Annotated in this window: 24 protein-coding genes; 12 read left to right on the forward strand and 12 right to left on the reverse strand. The window is 41.0% G+C overall.

Annotated features, from left to right (window positions below; genetic code table 11):
- Nucleotides 1-218: 218 nt before the first annotated feature.
- Both BV372_RS00625 and BV372_RS00630 read right to left on the reverse strand, forming a co-directional pair.
- A complete protein-coding gene (locus BV372_RS00625; protein ID WP_086681669.1) occupies nucleotides 219-944 on the reverse strand; it encodes a hypothetical protein in 726 nt (241 codons plus the stop codon).
- A 21-nt stretch (nucleotides 945-965) separates the two neighbouring features.
- On the reverse strand, nucleotides 966-2,378 hold the full coding sequence (locus BV372_RS00630; protein WP_086681672.1) for a hypothetical protein: 1,413 nt from the start codon (nucleotides 2,376-2,378) through the stop codon (nucleotides 966-968).
- Between the two features lie 220 nt (nucleotides 2,379-2,598).
- Here BV372_RS00630 and BV372_RS00635 point away from each other — a divergent pair, with 220 nt between their 5' ends.
- The 3 genes from BV372_RS00635 (at nucleotide 2,599) to BV372_RS00645 (ending at nucleotide 4,466) form a co-directional block, all read left to right on the forward strand.
- Nucleotides 2,599-3,633: a serine/threonine-protein kinase gene (locus BV372_RS00635; RefSeq protein ID WP_086681675.1), complete on the forward strand. Its 1,035-nt coding sequence runs from the start codon at nucleotides 2,599-2,601 to the stop codon at nucleotides 3,631-3,633.
- 114 nt (nucleotides 3,634-3,747) lie between these two features.
- Nucleotides 3,748-4,014 (forward strand): hypothetical protein, encoded by a 267-nt coding sequence (locus BV372_RS00640; protein WP_086681678.1) that lies wholly within the window; start codon nucleotides 3,748-3,750, stop codon nucleotides 4,012-4,014.
- Nucleotides 4,011-4,466, forward strand: coding sequence for a type II toxin-antitoxin system VapC family toxin (locus BV372_RS00645; protein WP_086681681.1), 456 nt, complete (start codon nucleotides 4,011-4,013; stop codon nucleotides 4,464-4,466). The genes BV372_RS00640 and BV372_RS00645 overlap by 4 nt, the downstream gene beginning before the upstream one ends.
- Before the next feature lie 59 nt (nucleotides 4,467-4,525).
- On the opposite strand, the gene BV372_RS00650 is transcribed toward BV372_RS00645, so the two are convergent.
- On the reverse strand, nucleotides 4,526-4,738 hold the full coding sequence (locus tag BV372_RS00650; RefSeq protein WP_045872408.1) for a helix-turn-helix transcriptional regulator: 213 nt from the start codon (nucleotides 4,736-4,738) through the stop codon (nucleotides 4,526-4,528).
- Nucleotides 4,739-4,938: 200 nt separating this feature from the next.
- On the opposite strand from BV372_RS00650, the gene BV372_RS00655 reads away from it, so the two are divergent.
- Together BV372_RS00655 and BV372_RS00660 are read left to right on the forward strand one after the other, a co-directional pair.
- Nucleotides 4,939-5,406, forward strand: coding sequence for a hypothetical protein (locus BV372_RS00655; RefSeq protein ID WP_086681684.1), 468 nt, complete (start codon nucleotides 4,939-4,941; stop codon nucleotides 5,404-5,406).
- Nucleotides 5,407-5,573: 167 nt separating this feature from the next.
- Nucleotides 5,574-6,260, forward strand: a complete 687-nt coding sequence (locus BV372_RS00660) for a class I SAM-dependent methyltransferase (protein WP_086681687.1) — start codon at nucleotides 5,574-5,576, stop codon at nucleotides 6,258-6,260.
- A gap of 138 nt (nucleotides 6,261-6,398) precedes the next feature.
- On the opposite strand, the gene BV372_RS00665 is transcribed toward BV372_RS00660, so the two are convergent.
- Both BV372_RS00665 and BV372_RS00670 read right to left on the reverse strand, forming a co-directional pair.
- Nucleotides 6,399-7,301, reverse strand: a complete 903-nt coding sequence (locus BV372_RS00665) for a S1 RNA-binding domain-containing protein (RefSeq protein ID WP_086681690.1) — start codon at nucleotides 7,299-7,301, stop codon at nucleotides 6,399-6,401.
- A 327-nt stretch (nucleotides 7,302-7,628) separates the two neighbouring features.
- Complete coding sequence (locus BV372_RS00670) at nucleotides 7,629-8,369, reverse strand: dienelactone hydrolase family protein (RefSeq protein ID WP_086681693.1); 741 nt, start codon at nucleotides 8,367-8,369, stop codon at nucleotides 7,629-7,631.
- A gap of 199 nt (nucleotides 8,370-8,568) precedes the next feature.
- Here BV372_RS00670 and BV372_RS00675 point away from each other — a divergent pair, with 199 nt between their 5' ends.
- Nucleotides 8,569-9,552, forward strand: coding sequence for a GntR family transcriptional regulator (locus BV372_RS00675; protein ID WP_086681696.1), 984 nt, complete (start codon nucleotides 8,569-8,571; stop codon nucleotides 9,550-9,552).
- A 106-nt stretch (nucleotides 9,553-9,658) separates the two neighbouring features.
- On the opposite strand, the gene BV372_RS37315 is transcribed toward BV372_RS00675, so the two are convergent.
- Nucleotides 9,659-9,787, reverse strand: coding sequence for a hypothetical protein (locus BV372_RS37315; protein ID WP_256973046.1), 129 nt, complete (start codon nucleotides 9,785-9,787; stop codon nucleotides 9,659-9,661).
- On the opposite strand from BV372_RS37315, the gene BV372_RS37320 reads away from it, so the two are divergent.
- A complete protein-coding gene (locus tag BV372_RS37320) occupies nucleotides 9,769-9,879 on the forward strand; it encodes a nitroreductase family protein (RefSeq protein WP_256973058.1) in 111 nt (36 codons plus the stop codon). The genes BV372_RS37315 and BV372_RS37320 overlap by 19 nt on opposite strands.
- Nucleotides 9,880-9,932: 53 nt before the next feature.
- Here the strand turns inward: BV372_RS37320 and BV372_RS00685 are convergent, their stop codons facing one another.
- The 4 genes from BV372_RS00685 to tig form a co-directional block, all read right to left on the reverse strand.
- A complete protein-coding gene (locus BV372_RS00685; RefSeq protein ID WP_086681699.1) occupies nucleotides 9,933-10,850 on the reverse strand; it encodes an alpha/beta fold hydrolase in 918 nt (305 codons plus the stop codon).
- A gap of 70 nt (nucleotides 10,851-10,920) precedes the next feature.
- Complete coding sequence (gene clpX / locus BV372_RS00690; protein ID WP_086681702.1) at nucleotides 10,921-12,264, reverse strand: ATP-dependent protease ATP-binding subunit ClpX; 1,344 nt, start codon at nucleotides 12,262-12,264, stop codon at nucleotides 10,921-10,923.
- A gap of 9 nt (nucleotides 12,265-12,273) precedes the next feature.
- Entirely contained in the window at nucleotides 12,274-12,972 is a 699-nt protein-coding gene (gene clpP / locus BV372_RS00695) for an ATP-dependent Clp endopeptidase proteolytic subunit ClpP (protein WP_086681707.1), read from the reverse strand.
- 533 nt (nucleotides 12,973-13,505) lie between these two features.
- Nucleotides 13,506-14,954, reverse strand: a complete 1,449-nt coding sequence (tig, locus tag BV372_RS00700) for a trigger factor (protein ID WP_086682443.1) — start codon at nucleotides 14,952-14,954, stop codon at nucleotides 13,506-13,508.
- Between the two features lie 863 nt (nucleotides 14,955-15,817).
- On the opposite strand from tig, the gene BV372_RS00705 reads away from it, so the two are divergent.
- The 3 genes from BV372_RS00705 (at nucleotide 15,818) to BV372_RS00715 (ending at nucleotide 19,965) form a co-directional block, all read left to right on the forward strand.
- Nucleotides 15,818-16,861 (forward strand): aspartate-semialdehyde dehydrogenase, encoded by a 1,044-nt coding sequence (locus BV372_RS00705; RefSeq protein ID WP_086681710.1) that lies wholly within the window; start codon nucleotides 15,818-15,820, stop codon nucleotides 16,859-16,861.
- 159 nt (nucleotides 16,862-17,020) lie between these two features.
- Nucleotides 17,021-17,905 (forward strand): 4-hydroxy-tetrahydrodipicolinate synthase, encoded by an 885-nt coding sequence (gene dapA / locus BV372_RS00710; protein ID WP_086681713.1) that lies wholly within the window; start codon nucleotides 17,021-17,023, stop codon nucleotides 17,903-17,905.
- A 287-nt stretch (nucleotides 17,906-18,192) separates the two neighbouring features.
- Nucleotides 18,193-19,965 (forward strand): ribonuclease J, encoded by a 1,773-nt coding sequence (locus BV372_RS00715; RefSeq protein ID WP_086681716.1) that lies wholly within the window; start codon nucleotides 18,193-18,195, stop codon nucleotides 19,963-19,965.
- A gap of 159 nt (nucleotides 19,966-20,124) precedes the next feature.
- Here the strand turns inward: BV372_RS00715 and BV372_RS38175 are convergent, their stop codons facing one another.
- Nucleotides 20,125-20,397, reverse strand: coding sequence for an AAA family ATPase (locus tag BV372_RS38175; RefSeq protein ID WP_086681719.1), 273 nt, complete (start codon nucleotides 20,395-20,397; stop codon nucleotides 20,125-20,127).
- Nucleotides 20,398-20,405: 8 nt separating this feature from the next.
- Here BV372_RS38175 and BV372_RS00725 point away from each other — a divergent pair, with 8 nt between their 5' ends.
- Nucleotides 20,406-20,756 (forward strand): hypothetical protein, encoded by a 351-nt coding sequence (locus BV372_RS00725; RefSeq protein ID WP_086681721.1) that lies wholly within the window; start codon nucleotides 20,406-20,408, stop codon nucleotides 20,754-20,756.
- Between the two features lie 252 nt (nucleotides 20,757-21,008).
- Here BV372_RS00725 and BV372_RS00730 read toward each other — a convergent pair whose 3' ends face one another.
- The gene (locus BV372_RS00730) at nucleotides 21,009-22,205 is read right to left on the reverse strand and encodes an anion transporter (protein ID WP_086681724.1); all 1,197 of its coding nucleotides are present in this window, start codon (nucleotides 22,203-22,205) and stop codon (nucleotides 21,009-21,011) included.
- Nucleotides 22,206-22,831: 626 nt separating this feature from the next.
- Here BV372_RS00730 and BV372_RS00735 point away from each other — a divergent pair.
- Nucleotides 22,832-23,209: a Mo-dependent nitrogenase C-terminal domain-containing protein gene (locus BV372_RS00735; protein ID WP_086681727.1), complete on the forward strand. Its 378-nt coding sequence runs from the start codon at nucleotides 22,832-22,834 to the stop codon at nucleotides 23,207-23,209.
- Nucleotides 23,210-23,320: the final 111 nt, after the last annotated feature.

Here is a 23,320-nt window from a genome sequence, read left to right on the forward strand (position 1 = left end):
ATTTCAATATGGAAAGCTTGTTTTCCTCGTTATTAGTATAGTGTAATACCAATATTTTTATTAAATGTAAATTAATGTATCAATATTCCATTGATACTTGCGACAGATGTTTACCGATCTTAAGTTCATAAGAGATCGCCTCCCCTCCTGATTGGTATTGTGCTAGCATTACCAATAAATAGTTTTGGGATGCTTATTTACCTGAAAGTAAAACACAATTAGCGGTTATTACCAGGAGTTTTATACTGACCTAGTTGGGCGAAGCGAATTTCAATCCGCCGACGCTTGGGATTATCGCTTCTGTCTGGTGGTGCAAATCCCTGATCATCTGGTAACAGCAATTGTGCCGCAGAATAGGCTCTAAACTTTAGCCGTTTGAAAATTCCTGATTTTTTTTGACGTTGCACATTTTGCAGTTCTTTGACTACTGCTAAGGCTCGCATTAAACCTAAATCAGCATTAGAACCTGGACAAAGAATAGAAACATCTTTATTGCGAGTGGCGACTTCTTCTAGTTTCGTATCCAAATTACCACCGACGCGATCGCTACATTTTAAAAAACCAACTTCTTCCCCATCGGTATGACCAATAACTTCTATAACATCAACTTTTTTATTACTATTCTCAATTTTATTTATATTATTTTCAATCTCTTTTAAAATTATGCCATTTTTACCATTCTGACTTATATCGGTTTTTAAATTAGGTGGTAAAACTGCACTACCTGAATCAAAATTATATTTTTCTGCTGGTAGTTCAATGATTGTTGGTTTATCATCCGCACCAGTTGATATACGAGAATCATTAATACTTTTTGAATTTCTAGCTATTACCAATAGTAACAGCAAGGTAATAATCATAAAAGCATTAGACATTAAGTCAGTAAAAGAAGTCCAGATGCTAAAAGTGTCGTTCATCGGTAAACTTCTTGTTCTTCTACGCATCTTGCAATTTCTCCATTGCAACTATCCTCCAGTTTTTTGCAATTGTACTAATGCATTCAATAAATCAGAAAAATTAGTCTGTATTTGCTTCATTGTTTGAGCATTCCGATCAATGTTATCTGCTATATTCTGTAATTGATTAATTTGGTTGCTCAGTAGCGATGCATTTTGATTTAACACAGATACTACTTGCGATATATTTGTATTAGAAGACTGCGTAGTATTTTCAATTACTCCAGCTAAACTCTGCAATCTATTATTATGGTTGCCGACTTGTCCTGTGTGCTGAGTTAAAGATGTTGTTAGCTGCGATACATTATTATTGAAAGATTGACTAGTTGTTGATAATGTATTTGCATTTTGTACCAGGCGATCGCTCACATGAGTCAGGTTTTGTTGATTGTTTTGAATTAAGCTCTGGATCTGTGAAGAGTTATTAACCAAAGCATCACCAATATCTTGCAGATTGTCTGCATAGTCTTCTAATTTATCTATCGCCTTGTCGAAAGATTTTGTCGAGTCACGAAGAGAAGATGTGATATCTGAGAAAGTTGTTGTTAATCTTGCCAAGTTGTTAGTAGCGTTGCTTAATACATTTGCGCCTGTTTGCATCGACTGTGAAGACTGATTAGCGACAGCCTGAAAATTATTAGCAGATGTATTTAAAGTATTAGAAGCTGCTATGACAGCATTTTGAAAATCTTGAGTATTTTTCGGTAAAGTTGTAACAAAACTGTTTAAGCTTTTGGAATAGTTATCTATAGACTTGATTAGAACATCTATTTTTTCCGCCACAGTTGGCTGGTTTTGCGATAGAAAAAAATCATTATCAAGGTAATCTTCTAGAGAAATCAGCAGTTTATCCTTCTCTAAATCTAAATCATAGGTGGGATGAAACTTAGTCAGGAAAACACTTCCAGCTAAAGCTGCAAGGCTACTCACGAATGCGATCGCCATTGAGCCGATAATATCTGGTAAGGCTTTTTGTAATTCCAGTTCACCACCAGTATTTCTACTTATTAAAAATAAATTCATTGTAATACCCAAGAACGTCCCTAATAAGCCAAGAGCTAAAAGGGAGTTGGGAAGTAATTGATAAGAGCGTTTATGTCTTTCCCAAATTTTTAATTCTTGATTTTCACTACATCTTTTTTCTATTAAAGCTATTTTATTAATTTTCTCATATTGATTTTTACTAATACTTTTAACTTTCTGAACAAGTTCAGTCTGAATTTGTTGTTCAATGATATCTACTTGTTTAAGTAAAGCATTCTTCAGGCGAATACCTTCGATAGTAGATTTTACAGTTAATCCCAGAAAGGCTAGCACTATTAAAAAAGGAAACCAAGGTATAAATGATGGCGTAATTAAATAAAGCAGAAACAATACAAAACAAATTATAAATGCACCATAGCGAATTGAAAGTTGATTCATAATTTAGCAACTTCAAAAACTTATTAATAGACAAAAAATATGTAATAAAAATTCTCAGTACGTAAAATTTATCATATCATGTTGGTTGTAGTATAAAATACCTTAAATACAATTAGTCAATCATCTTCTAAGTTCAGCCTAGGTTCCCAGTTTTGACTTAGAGCATTGAATTCAAATTGACAAGGATTGCTTGGGACAATCTCTGCCACGGTGGTGTCACATGAATACAGGGATTTCAAAAATTATCAATCGACGTTACGAGATTGTTGCATTGCTTGGGGAGGGTGGTTTTAGCAAAACTTATCTAGCGGATGACTTGTTTCAGTCTGGAGTCCAGTATGCTGTTAAGCATTTTACTTTCTCTAGCACGAAGCAAAGTGAAGTTGCTATAGCTAAGGAACTGTTTCAACGCGAAGTAACAATTCTGCGCAAGTTAAATGGGCATCCGCAGATTCCTAAATTTTTTGAATACTTGGAAGAAAATCAAGAGTTTTACTTAATCCAACAATATATTCAGGGAAATACTTTAAGTCAAGAAATAAATTCTCGGCACAAGTTAAAAGAGCCTGAAGTTATAAAAATATTAGATAAATTAATAAATATTCTTGTGTTTGTACATAGCAATAATGTCATTCATCGTGATATTAAACCCGATAATATAATTCTAGATAAGCACGATAATTTATTTCTAATTGACTTCGGTGCCGTCAAAGAATTTATTGTTAATAATACTAGGCTACAAAAACCAGGAACTCAAATTTATACGCAGGGTTATGCTCCAGTAGAACAAATGCGTGGCTTTCCTCAACCCAATAGTGATATTTATGCATTAGGAATGACAGTAATTGAAGCACTAACAGGTTTAGAACCTCAATCCTTGCCAATAGATAGTTTAGGAGAGGTTATTTGGCGAGATAAGGCAGATGTTAGTGATTGGCTGGCAAATATTTTGACTAAAATGGTTCACTATGAATGCCGTGAAAGATATCAATCTGTAGAAGAGGTACGAAGAGATTTAGATACAGCTCCAACTGCATCAAATTCTGCAATAACTCAAGTGATAACACCACCTATAAACCCGTATTCTCAAATAACTGGTGAATCCACAAGTAATATAGTTTTATATGTGCTAATGGTAGTGTTATCTATAATTGCAATCCTGTATGCTGCTGGGTTACTACCTGGGAAAAAAGATACCAAGCCAAATAGACAACAATCTTTATTAATAGAAAAATCGTTGAGTTTGGATGTTTAGTAGCAAACGTCTACGCGGCGTGTCTTATCGCTAAATATTGCATCTTATTCTCTTTTCTTTCCCTTACTTGTATCGTGCTACCATTACCAATAAATTCTTTTGGGAGGTCAAGATATGGCTACCCTTCATCCGCTTAATATACCTGATGACTTATACGAACGACTGCAAGAGTTAGCCAAAGCTGAAAATAGCTCAGTTGATGCTCAAGTTATTACAATATTGCAGAATGCCTTGGAAACAAAGACAGAGCAAACGAAAGACGAAAGACCAAAGAATGTCCCAAAACTTCTAGAGGAAATCCGCATTCGTCGTGAGAGTCGTCGGACTGATGTGGAATGGCCTGATAGTACTGCGTTAATTCGAGAAGACCGCGACAGATGACTATCCCTCTTAGGTGCGTTGTAGATGCTAGTGTTGCTATTAAGCAATTTATACCTGGTGATCCACTAATACCAAAAGTTAATCAACTGTTTGCTCACCTTACCAATCCTCAAACAGCAATTTTTGTTCCAGACCTGTTTTATATTGAGTGTGGCAATATTATCTGGAAGTATGTCCGCGCCAGACTTTATGCTGTTTCTGATGTCCCAGCAGATTTATCAACTCTCAAACGCTTCCCTTTACGTGTCGTCTCTACAGCTGACTTGATGGTGGATGCAGTTATTATTGCTTTAACTCATGGGATTTCTGCCTACGATGCTTCTTATGTAGCCCTTTCACAGCAGGTTGACGCTACTTTGCTTACTCTTGACGGTAAGCTGGTAAGGGCATTAGCCAATTCGTCTTACGATGTTTGCTCTTTTAATGACTTCGCGGTGCCATCATGGCCTTAATCTAAAAGCGTAGACGCTTTGCGGCTTGTTGTTAGACATCACCTTCATGCAAGCATAAATTATTCTTGGACGACTTCCACCAATTCCTCAATCATCACATCAAAAGTCCGTGCTAACTTCTGAATTGCGGTAAAATCTACAGTTGCTAGCCCAGGCGATCGCGCATAAGTTCTGAGAGTACTATAAACCACACCAGAACGGTCAGATACCTCTTTCAGCGTCCAGCCCTTCTCAGCAGCAAATTCTCGAATCTTTAGCCTAACCATTCCCATAATTTGCTTGACAAATGACTTATATGAGTCGTTTAATAATTATATCCTAAATAATAACAATCGCCCTCTGTCCTGGAAAACTAAAGGGCGATTGCATTTGGGTTTTTTACACATATCCCGTTAAAGGAGATGCTGTCTCTTTCAACGGAAGGTATTCCATTTAAGCGGAAGGCATTCCTTTTAAACAGAAATTTAACTTTATGTTATCATCACTCAAGCTAAAAGCGCTTGTCATCCGTGAATCGAAAATAGTTCACAAATCAGCAATTGTTAACCCACTGGCGCGATTTGTCACAGAAGAGGCAATCTGCTTAATCTTCCAAATCAGTTTTGAAGATATCTATACAGTGGAATGCTGGCGTTACATAGTTTATGTCCACGGTAAAGGTGTGAGCAAGTTTGTCAGCTATGCTGATTTTCCGCCAATTCTGGGTGTACAGCCGCCTAATAAATCAGACTTTGTGAAATGGCGCAAGCGCTGGCGCAAGCAAAATGAACCTCATCAAAATAAGCAAGCACCCCAATGGTGGGCAGAATTTTTCACTAATGAATTCTGGCAAGCTCACTCCGAGGATATATTACATAGTTGGGAAGAACTAGTTGAGTTAATTCAATTTGCTTTTAATCCAGAAAAGTTAGAAGAACTCCGAATTAGCTATCAGCAGTAAAAATTACTTTTGAACGGAGAAGTTTTGGTATATTTTTGATAGTCATCCGGGTTGAAATCTCAGTGGGGACATAGTTGTAAAGCTGACTGTTAGAGTCCATCATTGAGCTACCCGCAAAGTTATTGGTGCAGTTCCGTGGTTAGGTAGCGAAAACAGAAGAGGGAGTAGTGGAAAAAGTTAAACAGCACTTTGAAGAGGAAGCTCAAGAGTTTGATGCGATTATCCGCCGTCTCATTCCTTACTACGATCAGATACTTGATGCTCTTGTTACTGCACTACCGTTCAGTCAAATGCAACCCATTAGTGTAGTTGATCTTGGATGTGGGACAGGAACAATTGCACGACGAATCAAAGATATTTATCCCCAAGCTCAAATCACCTGTGTTGATATTGCGAAGAAAATGTTGCAGATAGCAAATGTCAAGCTTGGTGATTCTGACGTGCGCTACCAACTTGCAAATTTTGAAGATTATGAGTTTGATACAACCTATGATGTAGCAGTTTCCTCACTTGCTCTACACCATTTAGTGAGTGATGACGACAAAATCAAGTTTTACAAAAAAATTTATGGTTGCCTGAATCCAGGCGGTGTTTTTTATAATGCTGATGTGATTTTGGGTTCCAGTTTACATCTTCAAGAGGTTTATGTGAGTAAATGGCGGAAGTATATGCGCCTAGAAGTTTCGGTGGAAGAAATTGAACAAAAGTGGATGCCTCAGCACTATGATGAAGATCATCCAGCTAAACTAATGAGTCAACTCGCTTGGCTGCGAGACATGGGTTTTGCTGAAGTTGATGTTATTTGGAAATATTACAATTTTGCTGTATACGGAGGGCGTAAGTTCGCCGGATAAAAACCCCGATGCGCTTCAAACTTGGCAGTTGGCTTAAAAGCGAACCATCGTAATACGAAGACGCTTTCTTACCGCAAAAGAGATTAGCAAGGAAAGCGTCTTATGAGTGAAAATCAATTGTGTGATTAATGAAAGCCGCTATTCCGCAGATTTTTGACTAGCGCGATTCGCACGAGCCTCCGCAGAAGCCATCACTTCATCCATATTCTCTAAAACTTCACCAGGGAAATTTTCCAAAACTCTTGTTGAAAGTGCAACGCGGCCTTTACCCTCATCTAAGTCAATAATCACAGCTTTAATCGGCTGACCGATTTGAAATACTTTATCCAGAGACTCAATAAATTTTTGGCTGACTTGCTTGATGTGCAGTAAGGCGCTGACACCATTTAAATCTACAAATACACCGAAAGGTTTAATGCCAGTAATTTTACCTTCCACCAATTGACCTAGTTCTAACAAGCTAAAGTTACTAGAACGAGTCGCCAAACGCTGAGAAAGGATGAGCTTTTTGTTATTGCGGTCTACTTCTAAAAAACCGACAGTTAGAGTTTGACCTTTGAGTGCTTCTAAGTTATCACGCTCAATCAAGTGTGATCGCGGAATAAATCCCCGTAAAGATTGAAGTTCAACGGTGATACCACCTTTATTTACCCCCGTCACCCGTACTGGTACAGTCTGGGAATTTTCTTGCATTTGTGCCAGCCGTTCCCAAATGTGCTGAATTTCTAATTGTTTTCGAGAAAGGGTAACTTGGCCTTCTGCATCCTGTTCCCGGATAATTAAAAACTCTAGTTCCTCTTGTAGTGGTAGCACCTCAGACAAATCGGTAACTGCTCTCAAAGCAGCCTCATCACGGGGAATAAAAGCCGATGACTTGCCACCAATATCGACATAGGCCCCATCATGGTCAAGTTGGAACACTTTGCCATGTACCACCTGTCCCTTTTGAAACTGGTAGTCGTGTTTTTCCAGCGCTTTGGCAAAATCGTCCATTGTAAATGGCGAATTGGCTGTTTGAGAACGTTTCGATTCGGAATTCATGACTTTTGAATATATATTGTTAATTGTCAATTGTTAGTAGTGAGTCAGTGCGGTCTTGGGGTTTCCACGCCACTTACTACAAGGGGGAACCCTCGCAACGTAGTGGCTCTCCATGAGCAACTGACGTTAGCACAGCCTAAAGCCTTCTCTACGAGAGGCTGCGCCAACGGCATAGCTTCGCTTAGAGCGACTTACTCCTACGGTGAATCAAGCTACGCGTAGCGTCTTTGCTAGGAGAAGGAGCGTCGAAACGAGCGTCACCCGAAGGGTGAGTTGTTTTTCACTAGCTACTGACTACTAACCACTGACTACTGACGGTGTAGGTTTTCAGTCCAGTTGACCAAAGAGTTGTTTCACCTGCTCCCAAGCCTCAGCGGCAACTTTAGGATTATAGCTGGCGCGACGGTCGCAGAAAAATCCGTGGTCAGCTCCATCGTAGCGAAAGACACGGTACGGAATTTTATATTTTTCTAACGCTGCTTCAATTTCATCTACCTGTTCAACAGGAATGCTTGCATCTTCCATCCCAAATAAGGCGTAAAGCGTACCTTTAATTTCGCTGGTACGAGTAACAGTGGGGTCACCGCCCCCTGGTGTACGGGTTGTAATTCCAGCACCATAGAAGGAAGCAGTAGCTTTAATATCTGGTAGTGTAGCAGCAAGATATGCTACATGGCCACCAAAGCAGAAGCCGATACAGCCGAAGCTATCTTTTTTGACATTGGGGAGGGTTTTAAGATAATTGATCGCGGCTTGAATATCGCTCAATAATTCTGAGGCTTTGGTTTGCATCGCATAGCCTCTGCCAATTTCGATATCTTCTGGAGTGTAGCCAGTTTCAAAGCCAGGAGCTTGGCGTTGGAAAAGTGCTGGTGCGATCGCTACATACCCTAACCGAGCGATCCGTTCTGTGACATCCCGAATATGATCGTTAACACCAAAAATCTCCTGCAATACCACAATTGCTGGGTAAGAGCCTGATTCTTGTGGCTGTGCTAAGTAAGCTAATATTGAAAAATTATCTTGCGAAATTTGAACCGTTTTGGTGTCGATTGCTCGCTCTGTCATAATAGTTTTTACCAGGGTTGCGTGATTATTTGATATAACTATGCCAGTATCTCAAAGCTTTCTGCCATCAGATTATCAATTAACGAAAGTCAGTACACTAGAAATTTCCCCCAGAGAAATTCAATGTATAAATAAAATATTTAACAAGTAGCAGATGCAGCTGGTCCCATGCCGCTATTAGCACCTAGGAGGTTTGGTAATGATTCAATTCCGCATTCAGCCAGACAGTGAAATTCCCGCATCCACCCAGCTGTTTAATCAAATCCGGTTTGCGATCGCTTCCCGGCAATATCCACCTGCGTACAAATTGCCGAGTACACGGGCGCTGGCAATGCAAACAGGTTTACACCGCAATACGATCAGCAAGGTTTACCGTCAGCTAGAAGAAGACGGTTTTGTAGAAAGCTTAGCTGGTTCAGGAATTTATGTGCGTGCCCAAGGTCATGAGGGCGGTAGTAAGCTACAATCACCAACTCTTAAGCAACATCCCGATGCCTACAAAATTGTGCAGCAAGCACTTGATGAGCTACTTTCTCAAGGATGTTCGCTCTCGGAGGCGAGAGAATTATTTTTAGCGGAAATGGATTGGCGCTTGCGTTGCAGTGCTCAAGTGTTGGTGGCAGTGCCTTCTTATGATATTGGTGCAGGCGAGTTGATGGTCTATGAATTAGAAAAAGCTCTGCATATACCGATACAGTTAGTACCAATGGAAGAATTAACGACTGTACTAGATAAAACTTCCTCTGCCACAGTCGTTACTAGTCGGTATTTTATTGGAGATGTAGAAGAAATTGCCGCCCCGAAAGCTGTACGGGTGATTCCTTTAGATATCTACGACTATTCCAAAGAACTCAATCTGCTGAAAACCTTGCCCAAAGAAAATTGTGTGGGCATAGTTAGCCTGAGTTCTGGAATAGCCCGCGCCGCCGAAGTCATTCTCCACGGACTGCGTGGAGATGAACTATTGGTGATGACTACGCAACCAAAAGATGCTTACAAACTTCAGGCGATCGTCAAGCGAGCTGAGGTAATTATCAGCGATCAAGCAAGTTATGCAGCTGTGCAAGCTGCGGTACAAGCTGCATCTGAAGATATTATTCGTCCCCCCAAATTGATTAAGGTTGATAATTACATTGGTACTAAATCTATTAATTTATTGAAACGAGAACTGGGTTTAGGTTAAGCCCAAGTTTAGAAGATATTAGGAGATAAACAGAGGGAAAATGCCATAGGCGGACATACATAACAAATGAGCCAGGATGATTGTTCAAATGCACCCCTCTGTTAATTTAGTGGAAGCTATCAAGCAACGCCGTACTGCTTGATTTTTTGAGAGCGATGGCTTCGCCAACGCCAAGGGCGATCGCATCCTGGAAGAATTTTACAAGAAATACTGAAACTGGCAGTACAAGCACCATCAGGCTTTAATCTCCAGCCTTGGCGTTTTATTGTCGTCCGCGAGCAACAAAACAAAGAGAAACTCCAAGTTTGTGCTTTTAATCAGCACTAAGTCAGTGAAGCACCAGTAGTATTAATTTGCTGTGGCGAACCTTTGCAAATTGATTAATTCACTTCTGGCTGTAGGGGAATTTGCAAAAACTCTCGCACCCGCTGTAGGTAAGTTGGGGCATCTTCCAACATTGGGAAATGCGCTGTATTAGGAAGCATGGCAAACTCAACTTTGTCATTCATTGCCGCGGCTTGACGCCCCATTTCAGCAGGAATAATCTTGTCATACTCTCCTGCTACCAGTAGTGTTGGCACTGTTAGCTTGGCAAATTCCTGCGGCATTAATTCAGATTGTGCTTTACTTACCGAAGTAAAAATTGTTCCGAGGGCAGCATCATAATCAGCTTCCAGAAAATCTTGCAAAAAAGCTTGGCGTTCAGGTTTTGGTATGGAGCGATGCAGAAATCTCGCCATAAACATCCGGTCAACAAATGGTATTTTCCCTAACCATTTAGGACGGAATTTCACTACATAGCCACCGAATTTATGAAAAGCGGCAAAGGCCTTTTCGTCATACTCAAAAATCCCGCTACAAGTCAAAATTCCCCGTTCGACTTTTTGGGGATAGCGGTTAAAAAACAAAGCTGCTATGGATGCTCCCATCGAATGAGCATTGATATAAACACGCTGAAGCTGCAACTCATCTAGCAACGCTGCCAAATCATCAGCGTATTCTTCTAATTCATAAGTTAATTCTTGAATTGCCGCTACTTCTTCTTGGGGAGATTGAGATGCAGCCACAGATTCGCTTGCTTGGACGATAGTTGGTTTACCACCAGAACGCCCAAAGCCCCGTAAATCATAAAGCAAACAATCAAATTGATCTAATAAAGCATTAGCAGTACTTTGCCAGTACCTAGCCGAGCCAGCCCAACCGTGGATGAAAACCATCACTGGCTTTACCCAGGAATTAGATGGTTTTTTCACCCACTCGTAGTAATGCTCAACTCCACGAACATTAATGTAAGGCATTTGTCACTTGTCCCTTGTTATTAGATTAATTATCTTTTACTAATGACTCATGACTCATGACTAATGACTATTAGGCTGATTCTGGCTTAGGTAGCGAAGACGGATGTACCAAGAGTTCAGCAGTTGAACGTTTCTCTACCATTTCCCGCGTGACTGTACAGCGAGTTACGTCCTTGCGAGATGGCAACTCGTACATTACATCCAACATTAGTTCTTCGACAATACCCCGTAACGCTCTCGCTCCAGTTTTGCGGCGGTAAGCTTCTTGAGCGATCGCCCGCAAGGCTTCTGTTTTAAAGTCTAATTGGACGTTATCCATTTTCAGCAGTTTTTGGTACTGCTTGACTAAAGCACTGCGTGGTTGGGTGAGAATTGCCATCAAAGCTTCTTCATCCAGCGGTTCTACCACGGCTACCATCGGTATCCGTCCGATGAATTCGGGAATCATGCCAAATTTCACCAAGTCATCCGGTTCTAGATAGCGAAGTGTATCTGCTGCCCGCTTTTCTTTTGTTTGGCCTTCTCCAGGTTGCACAAAGCCTATTGACTTTTTACCCACTCTCTGATCTACAACCTTCTCTAAGCCAACGAAAGCACCGCCACAGATAAACAGAATGTTGCTGGTATCAATTTGGATACAGTCTTGATAGGGGTGCTTGCGCCCTCCTTGGGGTGGTACGTTAGCGATCGTCCCCTCCAACATTTTCAGCAAAGCTTGCTGTACACCTTCGCCAGAAACATCACGTGTAATTGATGGGTTCTCACTCTTGCGAGCAATTTTGTCAATTTCGTCGATGTAGATAATTCCTCGCTGCGCTTCTTCTACATCTAAATCTGCCACTTGCAAAAGTCGCAGTAAGATATTTTCCACATCTTCGCCTACATACCCAGCTTCTGTCAGAGTTGTGGCATCGGCAACGGCAAAGGGTACATCGAGGATTTTGGCTAGCGTTTGTGCTAAGAGGGTTTTGCCACAGCCAGTAGGACCAATCAACAAAATATTGGACTTTTGCAGTTCTACAGCATCTTCCGTCCCAGCTTTACCAGTGGCTTTAGACTGAACTATTGCCAGACGCTTATAGTGATTGTAAACCGCCACTGACAGCACTTTCTTCGCTTCGTCTTGACCAATGACGTGCTCGTCTAGATACTTTTTAATCTCTCTAGGCTTGGGTATTTGATTAAAAGAGAGACTGGCAGAGCGGGTACGGCGTTTCTGAGGTGGTTCCGACTTTGGTGTAGGTTGCGACGCTGCGGCACCATTTGTGTCGAGTAATTCCTCATCTAGGATTTCATTACACAAGTCAACGCATTCATCGCAGATGTAGACTCCCGGCCCTGCGATCAATTTACGCACCTGCTCTTGAGACTTGCCACAAAACGAACATTTCAAATGGGAGTCGTATTTAGACATACCAGCCTCTTATTTCAGAATGGTGACGTTTTCCCCTGGTGTGGGAATATTTTGTCTGGAAATGACTTGGTCAATTAAACCGTAATTCTTCGCCTCGTCCGCCGACATGAAAAAGTCGCGTTCCGTATCTGCTTCAATTCTTTCTAAGGGTTGACCAGTATGCTGGGACAGTAACTGATTCAACTTAGCCTTAATGTAAAGAATTTCTCTAGCTTGGATTTCAATGTCAATAGCTTGCCCTTGAGCACCACCAAGTGGTTGGTGAATCATAATCCGTGAATCGGGTAGAGACATACGTTTACCCGCAGTCCCCGCTGTTAACAAAAATGCCCCCATGCTTGCGGCTAAACCAAAACAGATGGTTACAACATCAGGACGGATTTGCTGTATTGTATCATAGATTGCCATCCCTGCGTAGACTGACCCACCAGGAGAATTAATGTATAGTTGAATGTCCTTTTCTGAGTCTTCGGCATCCAAGAATAACAATTGGGCAACAATTGAATTGGCAACGGCATCGTCTATTGGCGTTCCCAAAAAGATAATCCGCTCTCGCAGCAGGCGGGAGTAAATGTCGAATGCCCTTTCTCCCATACCGGATTGTTCTACCACCATCGGTACGATGTTGTTGGGGCTGCTCAAGTGAGAATTAATATTTATTCGACTTAAGCTGCTAATTGGGTAATTTCCCGACTGAGATACAAGCATAAAAAAACATTTGACAACTAAGTGGGACAAATACTAAAGCAGCAAGTGCTGCCTCTTTCACTAATTTAGATGTTTATTTGAGTTATGTGTTAACCATTATGCCTCATCTAAATCTCTCGTATAACACAGTATCTAGCCACAGCTGCACTGGAGGCAGTATTTTCTTTAAGATATCTTAACCATTGTATTAAGTTTAGCTGCTGAGGAGCTAGTCGGGTAGTTTACTTGAAAAAGCAGGGATGGCAGGGGTGGTGGGGAAGAAAATTTTTCATACGTCTTAGTATACGCATTCCATAATGACTACTTGCTACTCTACAGAAAGCAGCCTTAGAAAGCAGTAGCTCCTCCCCAAGATAAACGCTGAACAAGGCCTTAACCAGAGAAGATTGGCGTTTGAAAGTGCCAATAACTCAGTAATTATTCTCTCTACCTCCCCCTGCCTTTTGCGAGTCAAAAGGTAAGAAAGCTAATTTTACAGACTTTTCCACCTTTTGCAAGTAGATAGTTATTTTTGCCATATGGCATGAGTTTGTTTACTCAGGATTAGTAGACTCGTCGCTCGTAGCAGCTTCACCACTTTCTCCTTCAACCTCGGGTGCAGATAGCGCCTCGGATTCCGCATCTACACTTTCTGTCGCTTCTGGGATATTCAGAGAGCCTTCAGGAACAACTTCGACTGATGAGTGTTCTAACAGCCAATCGACGATTTTTTCGGTTGACAGTTCATTTTCCACTACTGAACGCAGTCTATCTTCGTCCACATCTTCTTGTGAGTACTGCTGCAACAGTTCTGTGACTCTAGCTTGAATTTCTTGATCTGTCACCTGGATAGATTCACGTTTACTCACTTCCCGCAAAGCGAGGGAGCGTTTGAGGCGTTCAATTGCTTCATCGCGCGATCGCGCCCGTAACTGCGGAATAATATCTTGGGTAAACAACTTCTTAATATCCAGCCCTTGCTGCGACAGCCGAATTGCTGTTTGTGTGAGCATTTCATCTACTTCCTGCTCAACTAACGTCGCTGGCAAATCAACTTCTACATGTTTGAGCAGTTCTGCTAATAAGGCTTCTTGCTTATTGGCTTTGGTTTTCTGTTCCGCTTCTTTTTGATATCGCTCTTCTAAGGACGCCCGCAATTGAGCTAACGTTTCAAAGTCGCTGACTTCTTTAGCAAAGTCATCATCCAACTCAGGTAACTCTTTTTCCTTCAGTTCCTTAAGCGTCACTGTGAACAAAGCAGGTTTGCCTGCTAACTCTTCGTTAGCATAAGGATCTGGAAACTGAGCCGAAATTTCTTTTGTTTCCCCTGGATTCATTCCAACTATGCCAGTTACAAATCCGGGAATAAATCGATCTTCGTATAATTCCACTTGAAAATCTGTTGCTTCTCCCCCAGGAATTGGCGTTGGTTCTGCGGATTCGTCTTCACCTTCAGCTTTCGCCAATACCCCTTTGAAATCTAAGACTGCGACATCACCAATTTGGGCAGCACGTCCTTCGACAGGAATCAATGTTGCCAGTTCTTGGCGTTCTTTATCCAGAACCTCATCAACCCGAGCCGAGTCATATTTGACTTCCTCCGCTTTGGCTTGCAAACCTGTGTACTGGGCTATCTGGATTTCTGGTTCCACATCGACAGCAGCAGAAAAGGTTAGCGGTTGCCCTGGCTGATAATTATTAATCAATTCGTCAAAGGAAGAGCGTAACTGCGGTTGCCCAATTGCTTGAATTTCTTCTTGTTTAACAGCTTTCTCGATTCCATCTTGAATAAGTTCTTCTAGGGCTGCTGCCTTGATGCGAGTTGTGCCAAGGCGCTGTAGCAAAATCTGCCGAGGCACTTTGCCTTTGCGAAACCCAGGAATATTGGCAGTACTTGCTAGGTTTTTAATTACCTGTTCGTAAGTTTGTTTGGTAATTTCCGGCGTAATCTCTATTTCCAATCCTATTTGGCTGGCGGGAAGTTTTTCCTGGGTGACTTTCATGCTTCGTCTCTGTTTTCTGGTATTTTTGACTCCGAGTACATACAAAACGCGATTGATCGCTTCTGTTTCGTTGATGTCTCTTAGCTGGGATGGCAAATGCCCACAAGGCATCATGAGAATCCAATCATGGATAAGTGCCCTTCAGCAGAGATCCAGTGTACTGCTAATGGCAAAAGACTGAACACTTTAGCGCAATAAGTTTACCGATCGCACCTCCAAAGTCGATTACAATAAGTGCTTCATCCTCAGCCCAATCATTGCTGAAGAAACAAAAACCACTGCTGATGTGCTGATGTTGGGGGTTGCGCACTCCATAATCTAGGCACGAAAGTGGATTTATGATTCAGAGGGCTAACAGCGTGATATTCTGGTGTTCAACTAGGAACTTGGATTCCCATGTGGGATTTCTTAGGACTGACTGCATTGCCACATAGCTCAGTTGGTTGTCTTGCTGGTTTTCTTTCACTTGGATCATAGTACATCGATCATCTTTGCAGCCCAGCTTCACAGGCAAAATTGTTGAGTTACCTGGAAAACTATGAAACTTCAACAACGCCTAAGTAGAGAATTTTAATTCTTTCGCTGCTGAATAAATTCGTTGTATAATAATATAATTTAAATAAAAGTAACAAAACTCTGAATGTCAACAAAGCAAAGGAAATTAGCGAAAACAGGAACATTACTTAATTAATCAATTAAATCAATAAAACTTAATAATTGAATCAGGGAAAACAAAAGCAGAAATTTTTAAAGTAAAGAAAATTTTATTTAATGTTAATGTATACAACTGCCATTTAAATAGTGAAATAAGTTTTGCATCGGTTCAACAAATCGTAAATAACCTCTTAAAGGAGGAAGCAAGGTTGTCTAAATCCTATAGTGTAGCTATTTTGGGCGCAACTGGTGCTGTTGGTACGGAGTTGCTGGAATTACTGGAAAGTAGAAATTTTCCGTTATCTAATTTAAAGTTGTTGGCATCACAAAGAAGTGTGGGGAGGACGCTGCCCTTTAAAGGAGAAAATTTACCAATAGAGGCAGTAAGCGATCGTGCCTTTGATGATATAGATATAGTACTGGCGAGTGCAGGTGGTTCTACATCCAAAACTTGGGCAGCAAAAGCAGTCGAGAAGGGTGCAGTAGTAATTGATAACTCCAGTGCCTTCCGGATGAACGAGGAAGTTCCTTTAGTAGTACCAGAGGTAAATCCCCAAGCTGCTGCTGGCCATAAAGGTATTATTGCTAATCCCAACTGCACGACAATTTTGATGGCAGTGGCAATATGGCCGCTACATAAAGTAAAACCAATACAACGGCTTGTAGTTGCAACCTACCAATCTGCTAGTGGCGCTGGTGCCAAAGCAATGGCAGAAGTGAAAACTCAAGCAAGCGCCATCTTAGAAGGACAAGCGCCAGTTGCGGAAGTATTGCCTTACCCGTTGGCATTTAATTTATTTCCCCATAATTCTCCATTAAACGATTGGGGATACTGCGAGGAAGAAATGAAAATGGTCAACGAAACTCGCAAAATTTTTGGAACCCAACAAATCAGAATTACTGCCACTTGTGTGCGGGTTCCCGTACTACGTGCTCACTCAGAAGCGATTAATATAGAATTTGAGACTCCTTTTAGCCCAGATGAAGCTAGGGAAATATTGAGTCAGTCCCCTGGGGTGAAATTGGTAGAAGATTGGAGAGCAAATTATTTTCCGATGCCAATTGAAGCCACTGGTCGAGATGAAGTTTTAGTGGGAAGAATTCGTCAGGACATTTCTCATCCATGCGGCTTGGAACTATGGTTATGTGGTGACCAAATCCGTAAAGGCGCAGCTTTAAATGCAGTACAAATTGCCGAGTTATTAGTAGAAAAAAATCTACTGAAGCCTGCAATAGCACAGGCTATGAGTTAAAAAAATAGCAAATAGATTGCGGATATTTAGCCTCGATCCGATACAGAAAAATCTCAGCAAATGTGCAGATCACGCTTGAAAGCAGTTTGCAGATAGGTTATTAAAATAGAAAACCACCAAGCTACAAAAACAAAAAAGGTAATCAGGAGTGAAAAGAGGGTGGGAGATTTTGGCAGAGTTTTAACCGCTATGATTACGCCGTTTAAAGAAGACGGCAGTGTCAACTATGATGTAGCGGCAGAACTAGCAGCACATCTAGCTAACAACGGTACAGATACATTGGTGGTGTGTGGTACAACAGGGGAATCCCCCACCCTAAGTTGGGAGGAGGAATACCAGTTGTTTGTTGAGGTGTTGCAGGCTGTAGCTGGAAAAGCCAAGGTGATAGCCGGGTGTGGTTCCAACTCCACAAAAGAAGCGATCGCCGCCACCCAAAAGGCAGCTAAAATAGGAGTACATGGGTCTTTACAAGTTGTTCCTTATTATAATAAACCGCCACAAGCAGGGCTTTACCAGCACTTTCAGGCGGTAGCACAAGCCTGTCCCGACCTACCTGTGTTGTTATACAACATTCCTGGTCGTACCGGTCAAAACATCAGTTCCGAAACAGTTGCCCGGTTAGCGGAGATTAATAATATTGTTGGGATAAAAGAAGCTAGTGGAAATTTAGACCAGGCGAGTGAAATTCGCCGCTTGACACCACAAGAATTTCAGATTTACGCTGGAGATGATTCTTTAACCTTGCCTTTGTTAGCGATCGGAGCAAAGGGCGTGGTGAGCGTAGCTTCTCATCTGGTAGGAAACCAACTACAGCAGATGATTCAAGCTTTTAGTGTGGGTAAAATTCAAGTTGCAACTGAGATTCATCTTCAACTTTTTCCGCTGTTTAAAGCTTTATTTTTAACTACAAATCCTATTCCAGTTAAAAAAGCACTAAAACTTCAAGGTTGGGAGGTAGGTTCAACTCGTCCGCCCCTATGCGAAGCTGATCCAGAAGTCAGTCACAAGTTAGAGGTGGTTCTAAAAGAACTTAGTTTAATCTAGGTACCAACTTGTTGAGCGCTTGCAAGTTTTTGGTTGCCATAGATACATATAAACAAGGAACATACATAATTTATACCAGGTTGTATTTAAAACGCCTGTGCTACCGGCTAAATAGATATACTATGAATCCTTCAGTTTAAAGTCCATTTTTTTTGAACCAACAATAGAAGATCTGATTCAAAATAGGCTGCTTTGGGAGTGACTTTATAAGACAGCTAATGTTGTCTTTAGTACAATTTCGCTAACTTTTTAACTTAACTAACCACAAACAACAATCCAAGGAGCAAATGGCTAAAAACGAAGCTGGCTCCGCCCTAAAAATCATTCCTTTGGGCGGTTTGCATGAAATTGGTAAAAATACTTGTGTTTTCGAGTATGACGATGAAATCATCCTATTAGATGCAGGTTTAGCCTTTCCTACAGAGGCAATGCATGGTGTAAATATTGTCCTGCCAGATATGACTTATCTAAGGGAAAATCGCCATAAAATTAAAGGGATGATCGTTACCCACGGTCATGAAGATCATATCGGCGGTATTGCATTTCACCTCAAGCAGTTTGAAATACCCGTAATTTACGGTCCAAGGCTAGCAATGGCGATGCTAGAGGGTAAATTAGAAGAGGCAGGAGTACGCGATCGCACAGAATTAAGATCGGTTCTTCCCCGAGATGTAGTCAGAATTGGGAAATCTTTCTTTGTAGAATATATTCGCAATACCCACTCCATCGCTGATAGCTTTACCGTTGCCATTCATACACCCATAGGTATAGTCATCCATACAGGAGATTTTAAAATTGACCACACCCCAGTAGATGGGGAGAGATTTGATTTACAAAGGCTAGCAGAACACGGTGAAAAAGGCGTGCTTTGTCTGTTGAGTGATTCAACTAACTCAGAAGTTCCCGGATTCACGCCTTCTGAACGTTCCGTGTATCCCAATCTTGACCGGGTATTCTCTCAAGCCACTGGGAGATTATTTGTCACTACTTTTGCTTCCAGCGTCCATCGTATCAACATGATTTTGGAACTGGCGCAGAAGCACAACCGCACAGTCACAATTGTCGGGCGTTCGATGCTAAATTTGATTGCCCACGCGCGAAATTTGGGTTACATCAAGTGTCCAGATCATCTGTTGCAACCGTTACATTCTGTTCGTGGTTTGCCAGATGAGAATGTACTAATTCTCACCACTGGTTCTCAGGGTGAAACGATGGCAGCCATGACAAGAATTGCCAATCAAGAACACCCCCACATTAAAATTCGTCAAGGAGATACGGTAGTATTCTCCGCTAACCCGATTCCTGGTAATACGATCGCGGTTGTTAATACTATAGATAAATTAATGCTGCAAGGGGCAAACGTTGTCTATGGTCGAGACAAGGGAATTCACGTTTCCGGTCATGGTTGTCAAGAAGACCAAAAATTGATGATTGCCTTAACTCGACCGAAGTTTTTCGTGCCATTCCACGGTGAACATCGAATGCTAGTGAAGCACGCCCAAACAGCTCAGAGTATGGGTATTCCTCCAGAAAACATGATTATTATCCAGAATGGCGACATCATAGAATTAACAGAAGATGCCATCCGCGTTGGCGGGAAAGTTCAATCAGGGATTGAACTGGTGGATACTACTAGTTCTGGTATGGTCAGTGCCAAAGTCTTGCAAGAACGGCAACGCATGGCTTCCGAAGGTCTCGTTACCATCGCCGCCGCCATCGATTGGAGTGGTAAGTTGTTGGCTAAGCCAGAAATTCACCTGCGGGGTGTAGTGACAAGTATAGAGCGATCGCTCTTACAAAAATGGGTACAACAGCGAATTGAAGAAATCCTGGGAGTTCGTTGGTCAGAATTTGCTCAACCCAGTGAAGGCGAGCAATTAGAAGTAGATTGGGGTGGATTGCAAGGGACGTTAGAAAGAGAATTGCAACGCTCCATCCGGCGAGAACTGCAATGTCAACCTACAGTAACATTGTTAATGCAGATTCCTGATGAGCCACCTGTAAAAGTTGCCGATGGAAGAAGACGGCGGCCTAGAACTGCTGCTCAGGTAGCATCGTAAAGAATTTAGAATTATAGCCTCACGCAAAGGCGCAAAGACGCAAAGTTTTTTCTGAGCGTCTTTGCGTTTTTGAGTAAGTATAAAAAAAGATTGTGACAAAACCTATTATGTTTAAGGTATATCTTCGGGCATAATTTCATCATCATTTCTTTGCTGACTTCAGAAATTTTGACATACTACTACTCTGTCCCTATAATTATCCATTCTTTTCAAAAGTGTATCTATAGCTTCTTGCCCAAAATCATTACGCGAAGTCTCCGGCTTGAATGCATAGGCTTCATCAATAAACACCACACCGTCTAATGCTGACTCAATAATTTCATCAACTTTAATAGCAGTTTGTCCAACATATCTATAAATTTCTCTTTTAATATTGCTGTTCAGTAATTTTAGAAATATATTAGTACTGTTAATGTTATATATCTTACACAGGTGTTTTAATGTCTAAACCTAGTCCTAATTTTCATACTGTCAAACAAGATGGAACTATTATCTTGCACTCTAACCATTTAGGTGATGTTCTAGATGTTGGTATAGACCTAGCAAAACGTCGATTTTATGGTGTTAAATTAGATGGTTCTCGTATAGAAAATGAGGGTGATTGTGGAAATGATATTGCTCAACCAGTAATGCTCTACAACATGAATTATCATTTTGAAACAAATACTTGGAGATTTAAATATCATCTTAGAGGGAAAAAGGAAGCTGACGGAAAAGAAGGTTTTAAAACAGCAAGAGAAGCATGGTTATATAGAGAAGCATTAATTGCTGGCGGTATAGCTGAAAGATAAAAATTCTAGTAGTTAATTCTTTATATTAAAAGCCCTAGTAGCTTAAACTGCTAGGGTATTTTATTCCTATACGTTTATTCTTTATTTGTCCTCTATATTTTCTAGCTAATTTAATTAAAAAACCACTTCCTTCTATTAAACCTAAAATACTTGATGATTTTGGTACTCCTTCAGAAGCTTGAGAGAAAGCTGTTGAGACAGGACAGACTACCAAAATCTAATTCAGCAATTTCTCAGGATGATGTGAAACTTTCAGGGAATCCACAGGTAAGCTAAAGCTAAAGTACACAGTGTAAGCGGTACTCCAAAACGTAGGTGCTCCCGAAAAGTAAGCTTGTAGCCTAAATTGGTAGCAGCTTCTACGACTATTAGGTTAGCAACCGACCCAAACAAAGTTAGATTACCTGCTAATGTAGATCCAGCTGCTAGTAATAGCCAGTAGTGAGTATCATTTTTGGGAATTAGAGGGTGTAACAGAAGTACAGCCGGAACATTTGAAATTAAATTAGATAAGACAACAGTTACACTCAAAAAACTCGCGGAAGAGTTAACTGCATGAGTAAATAACTGCAATAAATTTAAATTTTGTGTGACTTTGGTGAGAATAAATAATCCCGAAAACATCACCAACAGATTCCAATCTATTTTTTGGAGAATGCGCTGTGGTTTCAGTCGCCGCGTAATCAACAACAAACTAGCAGCAACTAAAGCAGACTCCGCTAGAGGAAAGCCAACAGCAAAGGCAATGAGTAATCCTGTGGTGATGACTAATGTTTTATTAAACAAAGGTTTGAAAATGCGATGATTTTCACCAACTTTCTGCTGACAAGGTTGGATGGAACGCACATCTGGATAAAGTAACCATAATAATCCTACCTGAATCACTAAGCCAGTTAAGGCTAGTGGGGCGAGTGCGCGGAGAAAATCTAGGTAGGGAATGCCTGAAAATGAGCCAATTAAAATATTTTGCGGATTACCGCTGAGAGTGCAAACAGAACCGATATTAGTTGCACCTGCGATCGCTAATAAAAAAGGTATAGGATTTAAACCTAATGCTTGAGTCAGGCTCAATGTCAGCGGTGTAAAAATTAGTGCTATGGTGTCATTGAGAAAAACGGCAGAGAGAATACCACTACCAAAAGTTAAGGCAATCAACAAGCCTAGAGGACTGCTGGTTAAACTCAAAAGTATTGATAGCGATCGCCCAAAAAACCCTGCATAGGCTAAATTAGCGTTGACTACCATCATGCTTAGTAAAAATATGATGGTGTTGGCATCAATTGCCTGCCATGCCTCCTGCAAATTTACAGCACGCAAAGCAATTAAAAAGGCAGACCCCACTAGGGCAATAGTGGCACGGTTCATGCGTAAACCAGGAATATAGCCCAATGCCAACCCCAGGTAAGTCAGCCCTAACACGCCATAGATTGCAAATTGAAGGACAGTCACTCGCGTTACCTAGTGATTAAGCAGTAATTCCTCACACCAATTATCTACATTACAGCTACAAGCAAGAGGTTGAGGCAGCAGGGAACAAATTCTTTCTAGGGACAGGTCAAACAAGGAGGAATAATTGAAGAAGCTTCTGCTTTTTTTATTGACATTAACCAACATACACGATATAGACCTGCTGTCTATCTAATATCAAGTCTCTAAAATCTTGCGATACATTATTCTGCGTGTGCTCAAGTCCGTTCAAGTGTTACAACCTGAAAGTGAAATAGTATCAGGCATAGGCCACTCTAGGTGTATAGAATTCAGTGGCTAGTATTTGTACTCAATCAAATATTATATAATTAAGTTTTGTAACATTTATCAAAAAACCCACCCAAAGGTAGATGTCTTCACTAAAATTTTAACTGTGTCAAGTTATGAACAAGATCAGAATACTACACTTCCGATTACAGGGAAATTGCGTTTAACTTGACGTAGTTATAAATGGGTTCTGACTAAAATGGCTACGGATAACATCAGATTGCATCTAGTCAGGACAAGATTTTTCCGGGAACGGTCGTAGCCACTATGTATATGTTCATCGTTAAGGTGAATACCCTCAATAAAATAGAGGAGTAACAATGAAGGTATTCGATAATACCACAAAAAGAATTTTTTTAGCAAGCTGGGTATCGATAAATCAAGCAGAAGCTACTAAGACCCCCCTAACCCAGCTGCCACGTTCTGCTGCTCAGTCTTACTGTGATCTTCTCCACCCCCTACGACAAAAAGTAGACAGAATTCAAGTCCGCGATCGCGAATTAGCTCACCGCTTGTGTAAACTAATTCCTTCTCAGTGTCCTTTTGAGCGTGATGTCAAATTATTTGGCAAAACTCTGTTTCACATTCCGCCAATGTGTAAGCTTAATCCTTTATATGAAGAAGTGGTAGGCTTACGTTTCCGGGCGCTATGCTATCTAGCTGATGAATGTGGAGAGGATGTGTCCCAGTACTGCTAATACAGAGTGCTGAGTTGCAAGTTCCGAGTTATTATTTCTCAATTCTGAGTCATTAAATAAAGAGTCCAGAATTAAAGCAAACTGCTATTGATTCTGGACTCTGGACTTTGA

Source organism: Nostoc sp. T09, from assembly GCF_002154695.1.
Classification (GTDB): Bacteria; Cyanobacteriota; Cyanobacteriia; order Cyanobacteriales; family Nostocaceae; genus Aulosira.

Bases quoted from the DNA above. Each gene is read 5' to 3' on its own strand.
- BV372_RS00640 (WP_086681678.1), top strand. From the start codon at position 3,748: ATGGCTACCCTTCATCCGCTTAATATACCTGATGACTTATACGAACGA.
- BV372_RS00670 (WP_086681693.1), bottom strand. From the start codon at position 8,369: ATGACAGAGCGAGCAATCGACACCAAAACGGTTCAAATTTCGCAAGAT.
- BV372_RS00665 (WP_086681690.1), bottom strand. From the start codon at position 7,301: ATGAATTCCGAATCGAAACGTTCTCAAACAGCCAATTCGCCATTTACA.
- clpX (WP_086681702.1), bottom strand. From the start codon at position 12,264: ATGTCTAAATACGACTCCCATTTGAAATGTTCGTTTTGTGGCAAGTCT.
- BV372_RS37315 (WP_256973046.1), bottom strand. From the start codon at position 9,787: ATGGTGCTTGTACTGCCAGTTTCAGTATTTCTTGTAAAATTCTTCCAG.
- BV372_RS00650 (WP_045872408.1), bottom strand. From the start codon at position 4,738: ATGGGAATGGTTAGGCTAAAGATTCGAGAATTTGCTGCTGAGAAGGGC.
- BV372_RS00735 (WP_086681727.1), top strand. From the start codon at position 22,832: ATGAAGGTATTCGATAATACCACAAAAAGAATTTTTTTAGCAAGCTGG.
- BV372_RS00675 (WP_086681696.1), top strand. From the start codon at position 8,569: ATGATTCAATTCCGCATTCAGCCAGACAGTGAAATTCCCGCATCCACC.
- BV372_RS00635 (WP_086681675.1), top strand. From the start codon at position 2,599: ATGAATACAGGGATTTCAAAAATTATCAATCGACGTTACGAGATTGTT.
- BV372_RS00655 (WP_086681684.1), top strand. From the start codon at position 4,939: ATGTTATCATCACTCAAGCTAAAAGCGCTTGTCATCCGTGAATCGAAA.
- BV372_RS00725 (WP_086681721.1), top strand. From the start codon at position 20,406: ATGTCTAAACCTAGTCCTAATTTTCATACTGTCAAACAAGATGGAACT.
- tig (WP_086682443.1), bottom strand. From the start codon at position 14,954: ATGAAAGTCACCCAGGAAAAACTTCCCGCCAGCCAAATAGGATTGGAA.
- BV372_RS00715 (WP_086681716.1), top strand. From the start codon at position 18,193: ATGGCTAAAAACGAAGCTGGCTCCGCCCTAAAAATCATTCCTTTGGGC.
- BV372_RS00630 (WP_086681672.1), bottom strand. From the start codon at position 2,378: ATGAATCAACTTTCAATTCGCTATGGTGCATTTATAATTTGTTTTGTA.
- BV372_RS00625 (WP_086681669.1), bottom strand. From the start codon at position 944: ATGCGTAGAAGAACAAGAAGTTTACCGATGAACGACACTTTTAGCATC.
- BV372_RS00685 (WP_086681699.1), bottom strand. From the start codon at position 10,850: ATGCCTTACATTAATGTTCGTGGAGTTGAGCATTACTACGAGTGGGTG.
- clpP (WP_086681707.1), bottom strand. From the start codon at position 12,972: ATGCTTGTATCTCAGTCGGGAAATTACCCAATTAGCAGCTTAAGTCGA.
- BV372_RS00645 (WP_086681681.1), top strand. From the start codon at position 4,011: ATGACTATCCCTCTTAGGTGCGTTGTAGATGCTAGTGTTGCTATTAAG.